The organism is Spiroplasma endosymbiont of Monopis laevigella, assembly GCF_964019975.1.
GTDB classification, from domain to species: domain Bacteria; phylum Bacillota_I; class Bacilli_A; order Mycoplasmatales; family VBWQ01; genus Spiroplasma_E; species Spiroplasma_E ixodetis_A.
In genome coordinates this window covers 1150996-1170489 of sequence record NZ_OZ026473.1, presented here as the reverse complement: position 1 = coordinate 1170489, position 19494 = coordinate 1150996, and the positions used below count along the sequence as shown (strand labels likewise).

The 19494-nt window shown below is 23.6% G+C and carries 15 protein-coding genes and 3 pseudogenes; 8 read left to right on the top strand and 10 right to left on the bottom strand.

Translation table 4 applies throughout. From position 1 onward, the window contains the following. Positions 1–2: 2 nt before the first annotated feature. The gene (locus AACK94_RS06180; protein WP_338975551.1) at positions 3–1709 is read right to left on the bottom strand and encodes a hypothetical protein; all 1707 of its coding nucleotides are present in this window, start codon (positions 1707–1709) and stop codon (positions 3–5) included. A 72-nt stretch (positions 1710–1781) separates the two neighbouring features. Here AACK94_RS06180 and AACK94_RS06175 point away from each other — a divergent pair, with 72 nt between their 5' ends. Then, positions 1782–2366: a UPF0236 family transposase-like protein gene (locus AACK94_RS06175; protein ID WP_338975550.1), complete on the top strand. Its 585-nt coding sequence runs from the start codon at positions 1782–1784 to the stop codon at positions 2364–2366. A gap of 2 nt (positions 2367–2368) precedes the next feature. Here AACK94_RS06175 and AACK94_RS06170 read toward each other — a convergent pair. Further along, positions 2369–3486 (bottom strand): IS3 family transposase gene (locus tag AACK94_RS06170; RefSeq protein WP_338975221.1). Its coding sequence is split into 2 segments (ribosomal slippage): positions 2369–3216 and positions 3216–3486, totalling 1119 coding nucleotides; the frame shifts between segments, so codons are not numbered across the junction. Between the two features lie 39 nt (positions 3487–3525). Beyond that, positions 3526–3834, bottom strand: a complete 309-nt coding sequence (locus tag AACK94_RS06165; RefSeq protein ID WP_338975548.1) for a hypothetical protein — start codon at positions 3832–3834, stop codon at positions 3526–3528. A gap of 1 nt (position 3835) precedes the next feature. On the opposite strand from AACK94_RS06165, the gene AACK94_RS06160 reads away from it, so the two are divergent. The 6 genes and pseudogenes from AACK94_RS06160 (at position 3836) to AACK94_RS06135 (ending at position 12117) form a co-directional block, all read left to right on the top strand. After that, positions 3836–4162, top strand: coding sequence for a hypothetical protein (locus tag AACK94_RS06160; protein ID WP_338975547.1), 327 nt, complete (start codon positions 3836–3838; stop codon positions 4160–4162). Positions 4163–4340: 178 nt separating this feature from the next. Then, positions 4341–4997 (top strand): hypothetical protein, encoded by a 657-nt coding sequence (locus AACK94_RS06155; protein ID WP_338975545.1) that lies wholly within the window; start codon positions 4341–4343, stop codon positions 4995–4997. 307 nt (positions 4998–5304) lie between these two features. After that, a complete protein-coding gene (locus AACK94_RS06150; RefSeq protein WP_338976314.1) occupies positions 5305–6543 on the top strand; it encodes an IS256 family transposase in 1239 nt (412 codons plus the stop codon). A 233-nt stretch (positions 6544–6776) separates the two neighbouring features. Then, entirely contained in the window at positions 6777–9647 is a 2871-nt protein-coding gene (uvrA, locus tag AACK94_RS06145) for an excinuclease ABC subunit UvrA (RefSeq protein ID WP_338975544.1), read from the top strand. Positions 9648–9702: 55 nt separating this feature from the next. Then, positions 9703–10566: a hypothetical protein gene (locus AACK94_RS06140; protein ID WP_338975543.1), complete on the top strand. Its 864-nt coding sequence runs from the start codon at positions 9703–9705 to the stop codon at positions 10564–10566. 312 nt (positions 10567–10878) lie between these two features. Next, positions 10879–12117, top strand: a pseudogene (locus AACK94_RS06135) (IS256 family transposase). 41 nt (positions 12118–12158) lie between these two features. Here the strand turns inward: AACK94_RS06135 and AACK94_RS07480 are convergent. The 3 genes and pseudogenes from AACK94_RS07480 to AACK94_RS06115 all read right to left on the bottom strand — a co-directional run. After that, positions 12159–12458: pseudogene (locus AACK94_RS07480) on the bottom strand (transposase); the annotation flags it as partial. Between the two features lie 47 nt (positions 12459–12505). Beyond that, entirely contained in the window at positions 12506–12637 is a 132-nt protein-coding gene (locus tag AACK94_RS06120; RefSeq protein ID WP_338975539.1) for a hypothetical protein, read from the bottom strand. Beyond that, positions 12588–13829 carry a hypothetical protein gene (locus AACK94_RS06115; RefSeq protein ID WP_338975537.1) on the bottom strand — a complete coding sequence of 414 codons (1242 nt, stop codon included), beginning with the start codon at positions 13827–13829 and terminating at the stop codon, positions 12588–12590. Before AACK94_RS06115 ends, AACK94_RS06120 begins: the two co-directional genes overlap by 50 nt. Before the next feature lie 447 nt (positions 13830–14276). On the opposite strand from AACK94_RS06115, the pseudogene AACK94_RS06110 reads away from it, so the two are divergent. Then, a pseudogene (locus AACK94_RS06110) lies at positions 14277–15394 on the top strand (IS3 family transposase). Between the two features lie 2 nt (positions 15395–15396). On the opposite strand, the gene AACK94_RS06105 reads toward AACK94_RS06110, so the two are convergent. From AACK94_RS06105 to AACK94_RS06090, 4 genes are all read right to left on the bottom strand, one after another. Next, the gene (locus AACK94_RS06105; RefSeq protein ID WP_338975536.1) at positions 15397–15594 is read right to left on the bottom strand and encodes a hypothetical protein; all 198 of its coding nucleotides are present in this window, start codon (positions 15592–15594) and stop codon (positions 15397–15399) included. A gap of 881 nt (positions 15595–16475) precedes the next feature. After that, the gene (locus AACK94_RS06100) at positions 16476–17099 is read right to left on the bottom strand and encodes a hypothetical protein (RefSeq protein WP_338975534.1); all 624 of its coding nucleotides are present in this window, start codon (positions 17097–17099) and stop codon (positions 16476–16478) included. 141 nt (positions 17100–17240) lie between these two features. Beyond that, positions 17241–17660, bottom strand: a complete 420-nt coding sequence (locus AACK94_RS06095) for a hypothetical protein (protein ID WP_338975533.1) — start codon at positions 17658–17660, stop codon at positions 17241–17243. A gap of 207 nt (positions 17661–17867) precedes the next feature. Beyond that, positions 17868–19400, bottom strand: coding sequence for an ankyrin repeat domain-containing protein (locus tag AACK94_RS06090; protein ID WP_338975531.1), 1533 nt, complete (start codon positions 19398–19400; stop codon positions 17868–17870). Positions 19401–19494: the final 94 nt, after the last annotated feature.

The window sequence follows — 19494 nt, the reverse complement described above, 5'->3', positions numbered from 1 at the left end:
TATTATATGGCAAATGTGAAGATGCTTTTTTTCACAGTAGCATTATTTTTACCCCTAATTACATTTTTATATGGATACAATGCATAAAATAATCCATCATACGGGTCTTGATACATATTTTTATCAGGAATGTTAGTTTTGGTTTGGTCATAACGTAATTCTTCTAAACATTGAGTAGTCTTTGGTAAATCATCTTTATTTGCATAAAAGTTTCCATAACTCATAATGTTTCTCATTCAAACTACTCTATTAGTTAATCCTGCTTCTTGATTTAAATTTGAAGCATGTTTAATAGCAGTTTGTGTGATTAAAATAGTATTATGTTCATCTATTAATTTTTGATTTAATCAATCAATGGCAGTTCGTGCTTTATCATCATAAAAATAAATTGCTTGTTCAAAATTTTCAAAATTATCAATTAATCCTAAAATTTCATTAACATAAGCATTAATTTTTTCATTTTCATTTATAAAATCATTTGGAGTAACTACTAATTCACAAATAATATAAGCATCATAATAACCAGTATTATTATATTCTTTAAAACCCACTACTATAAATACAGTATGGTCTTTATGACCAGTTGCTCAATCCACACCAACTGAATAAAAATCAAATTTATACATATCTTTTTTTGAATTATAAAATTCTTTTAAATCATATGGTTGTCAGCACTTTACAGTTTTTTGAAATGGGAAAATTGTTGCATCACTATCTAAAAATTCAAAACCATAAAAAACAGTATTAAATTCATCAGGATTACTTTTTTTCATTTCTAATAATGTTCTTTTTTGAATATCTGGTAATTTATTTCAAAATGGTTGAATAGTAAATCTTAAAACAAATAAACCTAAACCACTAAACATATCTTGATTTTCATAATAAATTTTGCCATTTTTTTTAAGATTTTCCATCACTTTATCATTTAATGGTAAAAATGGCGTACAGTATTTTAAATAAAATGGATGATATTTATCATAAGGATTACATGTAAAAGTAATAAAGAAACTTTTATAAAAATAGCTAGTAATTTTTTTTCCAAAATTAGGACTATATATATTTTTATCAATAAACGTTCAACTTCATTCTTTAATAGGTTCTTTTGATACTTTAATACGATTACTTCTAAACATAGAGTTTTGTAAACGTTCATATCGATATGTTAATTGCTTTTCTGTTAGTGTTTCTTTTTCTTCTGCCATAATAATTTCATCTGTTCTTGAACCTAAAAAACTTGAACCACCGGCTTCTTTTCCAAAAATCTTATTACCATTAGCATAACCAATAAAGTCAATTTGTTGATTATTAGGAAAAATAATACATCCACCATCCTTAGTTATTTTTCATTTAATACCATGTGGATTATTAGGTAATAAATTAATATTATATGTATCTAATAAAACTTGACAAACATTCATTAAAGCACCAATTGTAGTTTCACTATGAGTATTTTCATATCTTCTTACTTCTTGAACACTACTATCACTAAAATTACAACATATAAATAAATCAAATGCTAAACAATTTCAAGTTTTTCTTGTTCCACGTGCTGTTGGTACAAAACGATAAAAACAATTGGTAGTAAAATATTCTGCTCATTCATCACCAACAAATTCTTTAAAAATATCCCAACTAAAACCATAATTATTATCACTAAAATTAAGATTATATTTTTTATTTAATTGTACATAACTAGTGATAAAAGCCATATTTACTCCTTATTTTTAAAAAAAATTAAACTTAAATTATTAACAAATAAAATTTTGAAAGGAACATTAAAAATGTTTATATTACCATTTGTAAATCATTTTGATTGAGACAAACACAATTTTAATCAAGATGAATTAAATTTACAACAAACAGAAGAATTATTTAAAAAAATAGATGATTATTTATGAAATGCATGTGATAAATCTGTATATAAGTCATATAGATTTAGAAAAAGAAAATTAAAAACAAAAAAAGGTTTATTAACTTATAAACGACGTATTTGTACATATTATAACCCAAAAACACAAAAAATGGAATTTCTTTCATTGTTAGATAATTATCTTGGTGTTAAAAAATATAGTAAACTTGCACCTAATGTTATTAAACAAATTTTGAAATATTTTGCAGATGGTAAAAAGTATCATGATGTTTGTGATACTTTTATTGAAGGTTTAATAAGTAATAGTACAGTTTGTAGAACATATAAAAAGTTTCAATTACCAAAAGCCAATATCCTCAAAATACCATTACAACCATATCAAAATTTATATGTAAATATTGATGATGGACATAGAAAATTTAAGTTTAATGAAAAACATAATACTAAAAATTGTAAAAAATGTTCAATGAGATTATGGAATGGCAACCCTTTTTAGGACTATTTTTTGGTAGACATTTGTTTTTGATAACTAACTGGAGTTAGGTAGTTTAGAGTACTGTGAATTCTTATGTTGTTATATCAATTGATGTAATCAAATAATTCTAATTTTAATTGGATTAATGATGTAAAATTTTTATCATTAATAAATTCAATTTTGAAAGTTTTAAAAGTTGCTTCAGCAACAGCATTGTCATAAGGACATCCTTTTTTGCTTAAAGATCGAGTTATGTTGAAAGCTAATAAAAGTTTATCAATAGTTTTATTATTGAATTCATTACCGCGATCAGTATGAAATATTTCAATATCTTTTAAACAGTGATTTGATTGCATAAATGCTTGATATACTAATGATGCATCTTTTTTAACTCCAACACTATGTCCAATAATTTCGCGGTTAAATAGGTCGATTAATAGGCAAATATAGTTTCATTTACCATTAACTTGAACATAAGTTAAATCACTAACAATAACTTCATTTTTAATTCTATTATTAAAGTTTCTATTAACAAGATTGGTTATTTGACTATCATTGACTTTATTATGATAATTTTTGAATGATAATTTAGTGTATTTTGATATTAAATTATGCTTATTCATAATTTCTTTAATTTTTCTGCGTGATAAATAAATTTCTTGGTTTGCTAGTATGACTTTTAATCTTCTAGTACCATAAACTTCTTTATTTTCTTTAAAAGCACTAATAACAGCTTGTTCATAAATATTATTTTGAATTTTATTTTTTTTCTTTAAATTAAAATAATATGTTGATTTAGAGAGTTTTAAAAAATGACACATTGTGCGAATTTTATATTTAGATTTATTATTTGCAATAATCTCTACTTTCTGCCTATTATTAGTGCTGCTTGCTTTAAAATATCAATTTCCATTCGTAACTGTTTTAATTCTTTATTTGCTTGAATTAATTGTTTTTCTAAATCTGAAAGATTATCTTTAGTTTTAAAACTACCTGAATTAGTAAATTGCTTAATTCAATTGTAAGTAGCTGCTCTTGTAACATTGTATTCTTTAACAAGGCAAGATACTGATTTGCCACTTTGATATAAAGCTACTATTTGTTTTTTAAATTCATCTGAATATGAGTTAATAGTGACCATAATTATAATTCCTTTCTTTTAACTAATTTGTTCACTTGTCTATGTAATTAGTGTCCAATAAAGTGTAACCCATCCATTATTAGTATTTTGTACTGGTAAAAAGAAGAATGGAAAATTAATTAATAAAAGAGCTGTATGTAAAATTAGAGTATCAAAAACAGAAATTGGTGCTGAAAAAACTGCCAAATTAATTGAAAAATATGGTAATTTATTTTTTGAAAATTTTGACCAAGCAAATTTAATAGTTTGTGGAGATAGTGCAAAATGAATTAGAAAAACTGCTACAATTTTAAATGCTAAATTTATTTTAGATAAATTCCATGCTTTTCATGTTTTATTTCTTGGCATAATGGCTGGAAGAAGAAAAAATAAAATTGCTAAATTACACTATCAAAATGCAATAAATTTATTTTCCAAAGGTCAATATTATGAATTAATTGATTTTTTACAATCATTGACTTTACAATATAAAAAATTAAAAGTTGGTTATTTTGTTAATGCAAAAGATGGCGTATTAAATCAAGCATTAGTTGAAAATATTGGTTGCTTTACTGAAACTAATATTAAACAAATTTTAAAGCATATGATTGGTGATAGAACTTATAACATTGATATGTATACCAAAATGGTTAATTTTAAATGTTATCAAATAAATACAGCAATACAATTATTATAAATTAACCATTTCAATTTAAAGATAACTAAAAATAAAATAAAACTTATTAAAGTAAAATTTAATAAGAATTTTTGAGTTATAAAAGTAAGTATTATTGTTGACTAATATTTTACAAGTGTTAAGATTAACATACAATTGCATATTGATTCTCGTCTAATCTTATAATTTAAAGACAAATTTGAATATTATTGACAACATCGGTACGCTCCCTACTACTGTTAATGTTGATGATAGCGATTGTCAAGCAAAAATGGAAAAATTAAATAAAAAATTACAAGAAACAGCTAATGAATTAGAAGAAATAATTAGTCTTTATGCAAAATCAGTAAAAGAATCATTAGATAAATCAAAAAAAATTAAAGAACTAGAAGATAAAATTAATGAATTAGAAGCACAATTAAAAGCATGTAGAGAAAAAAATAAAAAATTAGATGAAAGTAAAGGACAATGAATTCCTGGTGAATATAAATGAATGCCTGTTGGATCAAAAATGCCAGAAGGTTGAGTAAAAGTAGATCTTGCTAAAGGTTTAACAATAGTTCAGAGTGATAAAGAAGGACAAACATCAGGAAGTGTTGGAAAGCATAATCATACATTTTTAAATAATGGTCAGGTATGAACCACTCCTGCTTCAGCAAAACTAGCTTTTATTAATGAAAGAACTTCAGGATCATTAGGTTCTAAATATGTACCATTCTTAGGTAGTTATAATGATCTTTTGCGAACTAAAACAACTGCTGATACTGGAAAAGGCATCTCTAATACCGAGAATAATTTAGCTGCTGGAATATTTGCTGAACTTTGACAATATCAAGGAGAAAATAGTAGTAGTTAAAGTTAATAAAAAAGAAAGAAAAAAATAATATAAATAAAGTTAATGGATAAATTTATATAATTTAAGTAAATAAAATTATTCCAATTATTTTTTATTAGAAAAAATATTGGAATATAACATTTTTTAGTAATAATTAATTCTAATTTTTAAATTTTATTATAAAATGAGCAATTGCTGTATTTCATTTTTGAATATATATTGTTCATTTTTTTGGGAAATGTTTAGTAATCTGTGTAACTTACAAAAATAACTATGTTTAATTAATTCTAGTAAATATAATTAAATGACTAGAAAGAGTGAGTTACAGATGGCTAAAAAAGATAACTTTAATAATAATGATCCAATATCAAAAGCAGTAGATTTATTACTAGAAAATACTGAAGATTTAACAACAGTTTTTAAACCTGGCGGTTTATATAAAGAATTAACAAAAAGATTAGTTGAAAAAATGTTGAATTCTGAAATGCAAAATTATTTAGGATATGAAAAAAATCAACATAGTACTACTGAAAATGCTCGTAATGGTACAAGTTCAAAAAAATTAATAACTCAACAAGGTAAAATTGAAATTGATGTACCAAGAGATCGCAATAGTAATTTTACTCCTGTAATAGTTCCTAAAAGGCAAAGAAGATTTGATGGTTTTGATCAACAAGTTCTTTCCTTGTATGCAAAAGGAATGACATTATCTGACATTAGAATGCAGTTGCAAGAGTTATATCATGGTGCTGATATTAGTGAAAGTGTTATTAGTCAAATTACTGATGATGTTATTGATGATGTTAAAGCATGACAAAATCGACCATTAGAAAGTATTTATCCTATTGTTTATTTTGATTGTATAGTAGTTAAAGTACGACAAGATAAACGGATTATTAACAAATCAGTTTATATAGCATTAGGAGTTGATTTAGAAGGCAAAAAAGATGTTTTAGGATTATGAATTAGTGAAAATGAAGGTTCTAAGTTTTGATTATCTAATTTCACAGAAATGAAAAATCGTGGCTTAAATGATATTCTTATTGCTTGTAGTGATAATTTAACAGGCATGTCAGAAGCAATACAATCAGTTTATCCTAAAACAGAACATCAATTATGCATTGTTCATCAAATTAGAAATAGTTTAAAATATGTTTCATACAAACATCGAAAATGTCTAGTTGCAGATTTAAAACCAATTTATAGTGCATGTAGTGAAGAACAAGCAATGCAAGCTTTAGAATCGTTTGAAAGTAAATGAAATAAACAATATCCTCAAATTACTAAATCTTGATATAAAAATTGAGATAATTTAATGGTTTTTATTAGTTATCCAGTAGAAATCAAAAGAGTGATTTATACTACAAATGCTATTGAATCTGTTAATAGTCAATTACGAAAAATCATCAGAAATAAAAAAGTTTTTCCTAATGATATGGCAGTTTTCAAAATATTTTACTTGGCAATTGAAAATATAACAAAAAAATGAACATTGCCTATTCAAAATTGAAATACAGCAATTGCTCATTTTATGATAAAATTTGAAGACAGAATTAATCTAAATTAGTAACTTTGTAAAACAAAGATACACAGATTATTAAAAAGCCTCTTTTTTTGTAATTTAAGTTTTTATATATTTTCTTTTGCAATAAATAATTTTAAAATTTTAAATATTGATTTAGATAATATTTTAAACTAATTATAATTGATATTCTTTAATATTAATTAGCAATAATGCTATTAAAGTTAACTATATATAGTATATAATTAATTAGAAAGAGCATATAAGTGGAGGAATAAATGACAGATAATCAAAAATATATTACTGTTAAAGGTGCACGTGAACATAATTTAAAAAATGTTAATATTAAAATTCCAAAGTATAAGTTAGTAGTTATTACTGGTGTCTCAGGAAGTGGTAAATCATCATTAGCTTTTAATACAATTTATGCAGAAGGAAGACGAAGATATGTTGAATCACTTTCAGCCTATGCTCGTCAATTTTTAGGAAACAGCGAAAAACCTGATGTTGATGCTATTGATGGTTTAGCACCAGCAATTTCTATTGATCAAAAAACTACAAGTAATAATCCTCGCAGTACTGTTGGTACTGTTACTGAAATTTATGATTATTTGCGTTTACTTTATGCACGAATTGGAACTCCTTATTGTAATAAGGGTCATGGTCCAATTAGCACGCAAACTTTAAAAGAAATGGTTAATAAAATTAAAACGTTAGAAGATAATACTAATATTGAAATTTTAGCACCAGTTATTAATGCTAAAAAAGGTAGTCATCAAGATTTATTAGCAAAATTAAAACAAGAAAATTTTTTGCGAGTTAAAATTAATAATAAAATATATAGTTTAGATGAACCAATTGAATTGAATAAATCATTACGTCATGATATTGATATTGTTATTGATCGTATTAAATTTACCAATGATGATAATACTATTTCACGAATTCATGATGCTTTAGAAGTTGCTTTAAATCATAGTAATGGTTTAGCAAAGGTTATTTTATCGCAAACAAATGAAACGTGATTATTTTCTCAAAAATATGCTTGTAAAATTTGTGGATTTTCAATTCCCAGTTTAGAACCGCGTTTATTTTCTTTTAATGCACCAAGTGGAGCGTGTTTTGATTGTAAAGGCTTGGGAGTAAAATTAAAAGTTGACGAAGAATTATTAATGCCAGATTTAAAACTATCAATTAATGATGGTGGCATTGAGTATTATAAAAACTTAGTTGGTACTAGTAATTTAGAATGACAAAAATTAAAAGTTCTTTGTTATCATTATTTAATTGATTTGAATCAGCCATTAAAAAATTTAACAAAAACACAACTTAATTATATTATGCGTGGTAGTGATGAAGCCATTACTTTCAGTATTACTTCGGCAAATGGTCGTAAATATCCTAATCATGATTATATTGAAGGCATTGCCACTTTAATTGAAAGACGTTTTTTAGAAACAACTAGTGATTTTGCCCGTGATTATTATCGTAAATTTATGAGTGAACGCACTTGTTTAACTTGTCAAGGAACAAGATTAAATGAATTTGCATTGGCAGTTAAAATTAAAGATGAAAATAATAAAGAAATGAATATTAGTCATTATACTAATTTAGACATCGAAGAAAGTTTAACATTTATGTTAAATATTAAATTATTAGCTTATCAACAAGAAATTGCTAAATTAATATTAGTAGAAATCATTAATCGTTTAAGTTTTTTAACTAATGTTGGTTTAGGTTATTTAAACTTATCACGAATGGCACAAACTTTATCTGGTGGTGAATCACAACGAATTCGATTAGCAACTCAAATTGGTTCACAATTAACGGGAGTATTGTATGTTCTTGATGAACCTTCAATTGGTTTACATCAACGTGATAATGTTAAGTTAATTGAAACTTTAAAACAAATGCGAGATCTTGATAATACATTATTAGTAGTAGAACACGATGAAGATACAATGTGAGCAGCAGATTGATTAATTGATATTGGTCCAAAAGCCGGAATTTATGGTGGTGAAGTAATTGCTGAAGGTACACCACAGCAAGTTGCTAATAATCCTAATTCAATTACTGGAAAATATTTAAATGGTGAAAAATTTATTGCGTTACCTAAATCAAGAAGAAGTGGTAATGGTAAAGTTATTGAAATTCAAGAAGCACAAGCTAATAATTTACGTAAAATAAATGTTAAATTACCTTTAGGTAAATTTATTTGTGTTACTGGTGTTTCAGGAAGTGGTAAATCAACGCTTGTTAATGATATTTTATATACTAGTATTCAAAAGTATTTGGGTTTAAAGGGACAACGACCAGGAAAACATAAAGCAATAAAAGGGATTGAATTTATTGATAAAATTGTTGCTATTTCGCAAGAACCAATTGGCAGAACACCAAGGAGTAATCCGGCTACTTATACTTCAGTTTTTGATGATATTCGTGATTTATTTACACAAACACCAGAAGCAAAAATTAGAGGATATGCTAAAGGTAGATTTTCATTTAATGTACCAGGAGGAAGATGTGAACGTTGTTCTGGCGATGGTGTTATTAAAATTGCGATGCATTTTTTACCAGATGTTTATGTAACTTGCGAAATTTGTGAAGGAAAACGTTATAATAGTGAAACATTACAAGTTAAATATAAAGGTAAAAATATTTATGATGTACTAGAACTGCCTGTTGATTTAGCATTAACTTTTTTTGCTAATCATCCAAAAATCCATAAAAAATTAGCAATGATACAAGAAGTGGGATTAGGATACGTAAAATTAGGGCAACCTGCTACTGAATTATCTGGTGGTGAAGCACAAAGAGTGAAACTAGCTAAAGAATTACAAAAACGTGCTACTGGCAAAACTATGTATATTTTAGATGAACCAACTACTGGTTTACACGTTGATGATATTAAAAGGTTAATTGAAGTTTTAAATAAAATCGTTAATCATGGTGATACTGTTGTTGTAATTGAACATAACTTAGAAGTTATTAAAGTTGCTGATTACATTATTGATCTAGGACCTGAGGGTGGTAAATTTGGTGGTGAAATCATTGCTACAGGAACACCAGAACAAGTAATAACAAATCCTAAGTCTTATACTGGACAATATTTAAAAGCAGTTATTAATCGCGATTTGAATAGAAAATAATTAAAATATTTTCTGTAGTATTCTTGAATTTTAACAAAAGAAGTGGAGAAATAAAATGTCTTTAGAAGTAGTACCAAATTTAAAAGAAATACTTATAAATTCAACTATACAAAATGTTAAAAGTAATATAATAAAGTTAAAAGAAGTTTTTAGTACTTCTTCTAATATACAATACTTAGAATATTGATTTATTTTTTTTGAAAAAGATTTTTTTAAAAAAAATTTAAAAATAATGGAAAAACAGTATCAATGAATGCAAAAATTTTTAGTGAAAGTAAAAGACGAAGTAATTAATGATGAAAGAAAAGAACTTGAATTTCTTTCTTTTAAGTTTGAAAAAGAAAATTTTTTCCCATGAGATAAAGAACTAGAGTTTGAATTACTTGAATTTACTTTAATATGAGAGGAACAAAAACAGAAGGAAAAGGATAAACTCATTGATAAAATTACAGCATTAAAAATAGAATTAAATTGTAAATTAAGTAGTAAAAAATGAGAATTGAAAGAGAAATTATATAAAATTAATAATCAACAAGAAATTATTTTAAATTTTCATAATAATAGTCTTAAAAAATTAGAAGTTTTTCAAAAACAAAAAACAAGTAAGATTTTTAAATTTAAAAGTAAATTAGTTAAGTTTTTAACTTTTGGTTATTATAATTTTGAAATAAGATTAGTTAATAGAATAGAATGTGAAAAAGTTGTTTTAAATAATCAAAAAGAGCAACTTTATAAAATTGGATTAAAAATTTGTAATATCAAAAAAAGTTTGAATAAAGTTGAAATAAAAATTAGAAAAAAAAGACAAAGACTTAATTTATTTAAAGAAAATATTGTCTCTCTTGTTAAGGAAATAAATTCAATTAATGTACAAAATATTGAAATTTCAACAAACAATAGATTAATAACACAATTATAGTTATTCTTTTTATTTATTTGTAATCTAAAATTGGAGAAAATATATCCATTTATATGATAAAATGTTACTTATATATAGACATGATAGACATGAAAGGATTTGTCACTTTGGAAAAAAGAGTATATTTTTTAAAGTTTAATAAAAAAATTCTTAAAATGGATTTAATAAGTTTTGGAACTGGTTTAATAGGTATTTTTTTGGGAATTCTAAGTATTTTAGGAAATGTTTAGTAATCTGTGTAACTTACAAAAATAACTATGTTTAATTAATTCTAGTAAATATAATTAAATGACTAGAAAGAGTGAGTTACAGATGGCTAAAAAAGATAACTTTAATAATAATGATCCAATATCAAAAGCAGTAGATTTATTACTAGAAAATACTGAAGATTTAACAACAGTTTTTAAACCTGGCGGTTTATATAAAGAATTAACAAAAAGATTAGTTGAAAAAATGTTGAATTCTTAAATGCAAAATTATTTAGGATATGAAAAAAATCAACATAGTACTACTGAAAATGCTCGTAATGGTACAAGTTCAAAAAAATTAATAACTCAACAAGGTAAAATTGAAATTGATGTACCAAGAGATCGCAATAGTAATTTTACTCCTGTAATAGTTCCTAAAAGGCAAAGAAGATTTGATGGTTTTGATCAACAAGTTCTTTCCTTGTATGCAAAAGGAATGACATTATCTGACATTAGAATGCAGTTGCAAGAGTTATATCATGGTGCTGATATTAGTGAAAGTGTTATTAGTCAAATTACTGATGATGTTATTGATGATGTTAAAGCATGACAAAATCGACCATTAGAAATTATTTATCCTATTGTTTATTTTGATTGTATAGTAGTTAAAGTACGACAAGATAAACGGATTATTAACAAATCAGTTTATATAGCATTAGGAGTTGATTTAGAAGGCAAAAAAGATGTTTTAGGATTATGAATTAGTGAAAATGAAGGTTCTAAGTTTTGATTATCTAATTTCACAGAAATGAAAAATCGTGGCTTAAATGATATTCTTATTGCTTGTAGTGATAATTTAACAGGCATGTCAGAAGCAATACAATCAGTTTATCCTAAAACAGAACATCAATTATGCATTGTTCATCAAATTAGAAATAGTTTAAAATATGTTTCATACAAACATCGAAAAGGTCTAGTTGCAGATTTAAAACCAATTTATAGTGCATGTAGTGAAGAACAAGCAATGCAAGCTTTAGAATCGTTTGAAAGTAAATGAAATAAACAATATCCTCAAATTACTAAATCTTGATATAAAAATTGAGATAATTTAATGGTTTTTATTAGTTATCCAGTAGAAATCAAAAGAGTGATTTATACTACAAATGCTATTGAATCTGTTAATAGTCAATTACGAAAAATCATCAGAAATAAAAAAGTTTTTCCTAATGATATGGCAGTTTTCAAAATATTTTACTTGGCAATTGAAAATATAACAAAAAAATGAACATTGCCTATTCAAAATTTAAATACAGCAATTGCTCATTTTATGATAAAATTTGAAGACAGAATTAATCTAAATTAGTAACTTTGTAAAACAAAGATACACAGATTATTAAAAAGCCTCGGAGTAAAATTACTATTGCGATCTCTTGGTACATCAATTTCAATTTTACCTTGTTGAGTTATTAATTTTTTTGAACTTGTACCATTACGAGCATTTTCAGTAGTACTATGTTGATTTTTTTCATATCCTAAATAATTTTGCATTTAAGAATTCAACATTTTTTCAACTAATCTTTTTGTTAATTATTTATATAAACCGCCAGGTTTAAAAACTGTTGTTAAATCTTCAGTATTTTCTAGTAATAAATCTACTGCTTTTGATATTGGATCATTATTATTAAAGTTATCTTTTTTAGCCATCTGTAACTCACTCTTTCTAGTCATTTAATTATATTTACTAGAATTAATTAAACATAGTTATTTTTGTAAGTTACACAGATTACTAAACATTTCCTTAAATAATCATTTTCTACTTCTGCTTGATTAAGTTTAGTTTGTTTCTGTGGAAACTTCGTTTGTGGTTTGTTTTTGTTTTCCATTGTTCTCTCCTATTAATTGGTTATTTTCGGGATTAAATAGTTTTAATTTAACTGTTAAATTATTAAGTTCTTGTTCATCATTAATATTAAATGTTTTACTATTTAATAAATCTTTATCAATTTTCACTAATATTTGAATAAATTTAAGAATATCAATATTAAATTGTCATAATTTTTGTTCAATATAATTAATAGTTGAAATATTTACTGCTGTACTTTCGGGAACTGATTGTTGTGCTGATTTCTTTTGACTTGGAATATGAATACCACAACGTTTAAATATTTCATTAACATTTCAATCATATATATCAGTTAAATTTTTACCTTTAAAGTTACTATTTGTCATATTGATATTTTCGTTTTGTTCGTTATTATCTCCGCCACTTTTAAAAATATAATTTTTAGTAACCAAAGTTCTTACTGCTTCTTCTAATGTTGATTGAACATTACCATAAGTTTGACTAAAAATAAACTTTGGTGAGTTTAAAATAGTATCTAAAACAATTTGTTCATAAATAACATCTAATGCTTTAATTTTATCCATTACTTTATTACAATCTGCTAACTCATTTGCTTTATTACGCATAATTGCTATTGGAATATAATTAATATTTAATGTTTGTTCTTGTTCTAAATTGGGATTATTAATATATTCTTTAAAAGATAATGGAAATTGTTTTTTACTATCATTAACACTATAAATTGCACGGTTAATTGTGACTTGTTCATTATTTAATGTATAAATTTCAAATAATCTTACCATTTGTGCATTTTGTTCATAACTATCATAAAAAATAGTGCATTGAATTAATTTACCAGTAATATCATAAACTCTTTGTTGTATATCTACTACTTGAAAATATAAGTCATCATTAGCAATATAAATTAAATAACCACTAATTCCTAATTTGCTTAATTTAAAAATAGAGTTTCAATTTTTTCTATAAAATTCTTGTTTAATTAAATATTGTTTAATAGTTTTATTATTAATATCTAATGGAGCATTATATAAATTAGCATTATTTTCTGCTACAAAATCAGTAAAATAAGTTTCATGATTAAAATCATTAAAACCAAAATAATTTAAAATTGAAGCATGTGTACTTTTATTTTTATTAGTTAAAAATTTTACTTTTTCATTTTGATTATCACTAATATTACTTTTTTCTTTTCTTTTAAATAGACTTAACATAATATTCACCACCTTTTTTTAAAATATTTGATTAATTTTTAATATGATTTTTACAATGATAAATATAATTAAACCTGCTGTTGCTGATGATAAAATTACTCCTATTAAACCTAAAATAATTTTTATAATTTTAAAAAACATAATATTATTCCTGTAATTCTTCTAATTTTTTAAAAATATAATCTCTACCCATACCCCACATTATTCTATTATTATAAATATTAATTTCAGTATCCGCATTAACATTATTATTTGATATTCATAAACTACTTTTTAAAACATTTGTATCTAATTGATAATAAAAATTAATTATTTGTCAACTATAATTTTTATTATTTTCTTTACTAGTATAATCACCAAAACTATAATATTGGATGGGTTACACTTTATTGGACACTAATTACATAGACAAGTGAACAAATTAGTTAAAAGAAAGGAATTATAATTATGGTCACTATTAACTCATATTCAGATGAATTTAAAAAACAAATAGTAGCTTTATATCAAAGTGGCAAATCAGTATCTTGCCTTGTTAAAGAATACAATGTTACAAGAGCAGCTACTTACAATTGAATTAAGCAATTTACTAATTCAGGTAGTTTTAAAACTAAAGATAATCTTTCAGATTTAGAAAAACAATTAATTCAAGCAAATAAATAATTAAAACAGTTACGAATGGAAATTGATATTTTAAAGCAAGCAGCACTAATAATAGGCAGAAAGTAGAGATTATTGCAAATAATAAATCTAAATATAAAATTCGCACAATGTGTCATTTTTTAAAACTCTCTAAATCAACATATTATTTTAATTTAAAGAAAAAAAATAAAATTCAAAATAATATTTATGAACAAACTGTTATTATTGCTTTTAAAGAAAATAAAGAAGTTTATGGTACTAGAAGATTAAAAGTCATACTAGCAAACCAAGAAATTTATTTATCACGCAGAAAAATTAAAGAAATTATGAATAAGCATAATTTAATATCAAAATACACTAAATTATCATTCAAAAATTATCATAATAAAGTCAATGATAGTCAAATAACCAATCTTGTTAATAGAAACTTTAATAATAGAATTAAAAATGAAGTTATTGTTAGTGATTTAACTTATGTTCAAGTTAATGGTAAATGAAACTATATTTGCCTATTAATCGACCTATTTAACCGCGAAATTATTGGACATAGTGTTGGAGTTAAAAAAGATGCATCATTAGTATATCAAGCATTTATGCAATCAAATCACTGTTTAAAAGATATTGAAATATTTCATACTGATCGCGGTAATGAATTCAATAATAAAACTATTGATAAACTTTTATTAGCTTTCAACATAACTCGATCTTTAAGCAAAAAAGGATGTCCTTATGACAATGCTGTTGCTGAAGCAACTTTTAAAACTTTCAAAATTGAATTTATTAATGATAAAAATTTTACATCATTAATCCAATTAAAATTAGAATTATTTGATTACATCAATTGATATAACAACATAAGAATTCACAGTACTCTAAACTACCTAACTCCAGTTAGTTATCAAAAACAAATGTCTACCAAAAAATAGTCCTAAAAAGGGTTGCCATTCCATTCTAAATCACAATTACATCAACAATATTTACATTCTTCAATAAATTCTTTATGACCACAAACTAAATTATCTTTTTTTAAATCATCAATCAGTTTAATTAGCCCTATTTTAAATTCAATATCATCACTGTCTGGTATGCAAATCGTTCCTCTTTTAGTTAAATATTCTTTATCCATATTTATACCTCCTACTTAACTTAATATTTAAAATACAGTCATAACAAATTGCTTTACTATTTTTATCTCTTAAAAAATATTCTCTTGTTTTTATATCATTAGTATTAAAGAATAAATAATCTAATTTATTTTGTTTACATGTTCAACAAAAATACTTTTTCATTATGATTTGAAATTCCTTTCCTAATATGTTCTGTTGCTTCTAGCATAAAGAACATATATTTTGATTTTTAGATTATTAATACTACTACTATTCGTTTTATTAATTCCAGTAATTCTGGGCTCAAAAATAAATTATGAAATTTTAAAAAACATTGAGGCATTCGATTCAATATTTATTTAATTTGTGTTAAACAAATTAATATTTTAATTGAACCGGCACCGCTCAATTTTTTTTACAAGTTTGAAATTTATTTTCTCGCCCAAAAATTTTTTAAAAAAAATAAAAAATAAAACCAACACTTGCTCACTGGGGAGTGGCAAGGTTGGTTAAATAAAGAATAGAATTAATACAATAGGTCCCTACAACAGGTCTATATATACTAGTTTCCAATTCGCTCCCACCCCAAGAATTACCATTAAATGGTTAGTATATTTTATTAGGTATCACTCCACTTTTTATTTATCCATGCAAGTCCACATGCTAGCTACTATTTTTAACAACTGTGTTGTAGTTCACTTTTTTAGTTCCCTAACACGTGTTGATAATAGCGTTAAAGAGGGTTATTAATTATTAACTTTCTCCTACTTGGTCACTGCGTGTAGTAGATATTTAAAGGATGTTAATAATAAAAATTTTAAAATTTTACAATTACACAAAAAAAGACAAGATTATTTCTTGTCTTTTTCCTTTGAGAATAATTTTTTTAAATGTATATTTTTTAAAATACGTCGAATATAAATTTAAGGGTAAAAGAGAATTTAATTTGTCTATCATCATTTTTAAATGGTAATTTTGGAAATAAGTTACTAATATAATAATTAATTATTTCGTAAATTTGACAACCGCCCATTTTAATTTTGTAACTATCTTTATTAGTATCTAATTCAATTCTTTGTAATGTTTTGGTAATTAAATCATCATTTATTTTTAGCAATTGATGATAGTCTGTTAATAAATTAATTCAAAAATTATTAAATTTTTCAATTTTATAGTTGAAATTTGTTATTCATTTTTGCATAAATGTTTTATTATTTAGATTAATATTATTATAAATAGATTCAATTTCTTTAAATAAAGTACTTTCTTCTTCACTACTATTAAAATTTGTTTCAAGAAAATTACTACCAGTATTTTCAATTTGTGTAAAAGTATCTTCAGCAAAGTTAAAAAAATTCTTAATTATTTCTGACTTAATATCACTAGTAGCAATTTTCACCATTGCAAAAACTAACCTACTTAAGTAACTTTTACCAGTATCATTAACACCAGCAATAATAGTAATATCACCAATATTTAAAGAAGTATCATTAAAAGGACCAATATTTTTTATTTTTAATTTCATTTATATCACCTATATATCATTTTAAACTATATAAATATAATAACATTTAACATTATTGAAATGTAGAAAAATAATAATAGTAAAAAATAATATATTATTGTTAGTATTGAAATATTAATAATAAATATAAATTATTAAATTTTAATGAATATAGTAATTGTTAATTATTTCACAATTTTTTATTGCATCTCAAAAATTATTATTTTTTAAATTTATTTTTAAACCAATAATTAAAAAAAATAAAGATATAGTTAGGAACATTAAAATTGGAGTTATAATTACACAAAAAATAATTCCAATTTGTAATTCTATTCAATTATAATAATTTCCAATATTTTGACTTATATAACATACGTATTTTGGTGAATATTCTAAAATATGATATATGCTAGTTATAGCTAATATTTGAAATCCATTTCTTTCTATATTTTCAAACTTTAACGTTGTTTGATTACGAATATGAGAATGATAATCACAAAAATCTATGAGAATTAAACCAGAAATTATAAATAAAATAGTTAAAATAAATAATAATATTGTTATTATTTGTATTTTTTTCATTTATTTTTGCTCCCTTAAATCTAATATAATAAAGAAAATTAATATATATTTTGAAAAATAAAAATATTTTTATTTATACAACGTAACAATATTAACAAATTTAATTAACTTTACAATAATGTTTATCTATTTTTATAAATAATATGGAAACTATTTATTATTATTTTACAGTTTTTTTTATTAAAATATTAATTTTTAAGAAAAGTTTTAGTAGTAGTTATCCAATTGATAACTTTCTTCTTTTGTTAATCATTCTTTTACTTTATTAAAATCTGTTTTCTTTTCTTCTGATCAATTTGTATCATCTTCATCTAATATTGCATCTAGGTATATCTTAAAAATTGCTTTTTCATTATCAGATAAATTTTGATCAGTTTGATATTTTTTGAAATTATGAAAAGCAGTTACTCGTTGTTCTAAAACATCTTTTTGTAATTCATTAAAATTAGGACAATTTGGAAGTTTTTTAATAAATGTTATAATTTTTGAATCAACATATGATAAATCATCTAACATACTATCTACTTCTTCTTTTATCTCATTATCAAGAAGATAATTTTTATTTTTAAAAGGATTACTATCTATTTTGTTAATATCAGTTAATACACTATTAACCAAATAATTAGTAACTTCTTTTAAGTTATATTTAATAGCTAAAGTTCATCAAGTTAATCCTTCTCTAGTTATATAATTATTATAATTACATTCATTTGTTATTAAAAAATCAATAATCATCATTTCAATTTGATTTTGATTTCTTGGTAATTGATGTAATCAATCAATTATCATATCTTCAAATTTAAAAGGTTTTTCATTATTTTTATTTTTAATATCAAAATTAATTTCTAAATCACCATTTTCATTTTTTAATAATAGTGTTCTTATAATTTTTTTATTATTACTTCTAATTGCTCTATGTAATATAGTGTTATTAAACTCATCAATAGGTGTATTAATATCAAAATATTTGCAATTTTCTATTATTTCTAACATATCAAAATTGTTGTTTAGGATTGCTATTTCATAAGGTATATTACCATTATCATCTATTTGATAAAAATTAGTTTTTTTAGTGATGGCAAAATTAATTCTAAAATCAGTTTTATTACCTTCTTTAGCAATAATATGTAAAAGATTTTGATTTTTAATATTAACACTATTAATATTAAAATGAGAATTATTTTGAAAATCATTAACTAATTCACGAATTTCTTTATTTGTCGGATATGCATCAGCTTTATTAATTTCTTGTATTAATAATTTGCAAAATGGAGTTTCATTTTGCAAATTTACTAAATTGGGATTAACTTGTGAATTATTAATTAGTTGCTTTGCTATATTTTTAAACTCTCCTCCAAGTTTTCAGTCTACAATATATTGTTTCATAATTGCTAAATGTAAAGGTGAATTTCCTTCAATATCTTGTTGATTTAAAAAATTTTTATCATTTTTTTTAAAATTTATTAATCAATTAATAAGTTTTATTTTATTAGTTGTAAATTCTATTAATTCACTTGAAGTTTCTCAACCTTCCTCGTGTGGATCATAGTTATATTCATCTTCTATTTCTGCTCCTTCATCTAAATCTAATAAAAAACTATTATGAAGGGCATTTCTATTATTATCTAAACCAATAACTTCCTCATCACTAATGTTTGGATTATTCATAAAATCTTCAATAATAGAAAATTGAATTTTTTTATTTTGAAATTGATCAATAAGGTAATTTAATGTTAGCATACTTTTATCTGTTCCTATCTATAATATGAAATTCCTGTTACTTTTAATAAAGTAACAGGAATACAAAAACTTTCTTTAGTTTTACACTTATTTA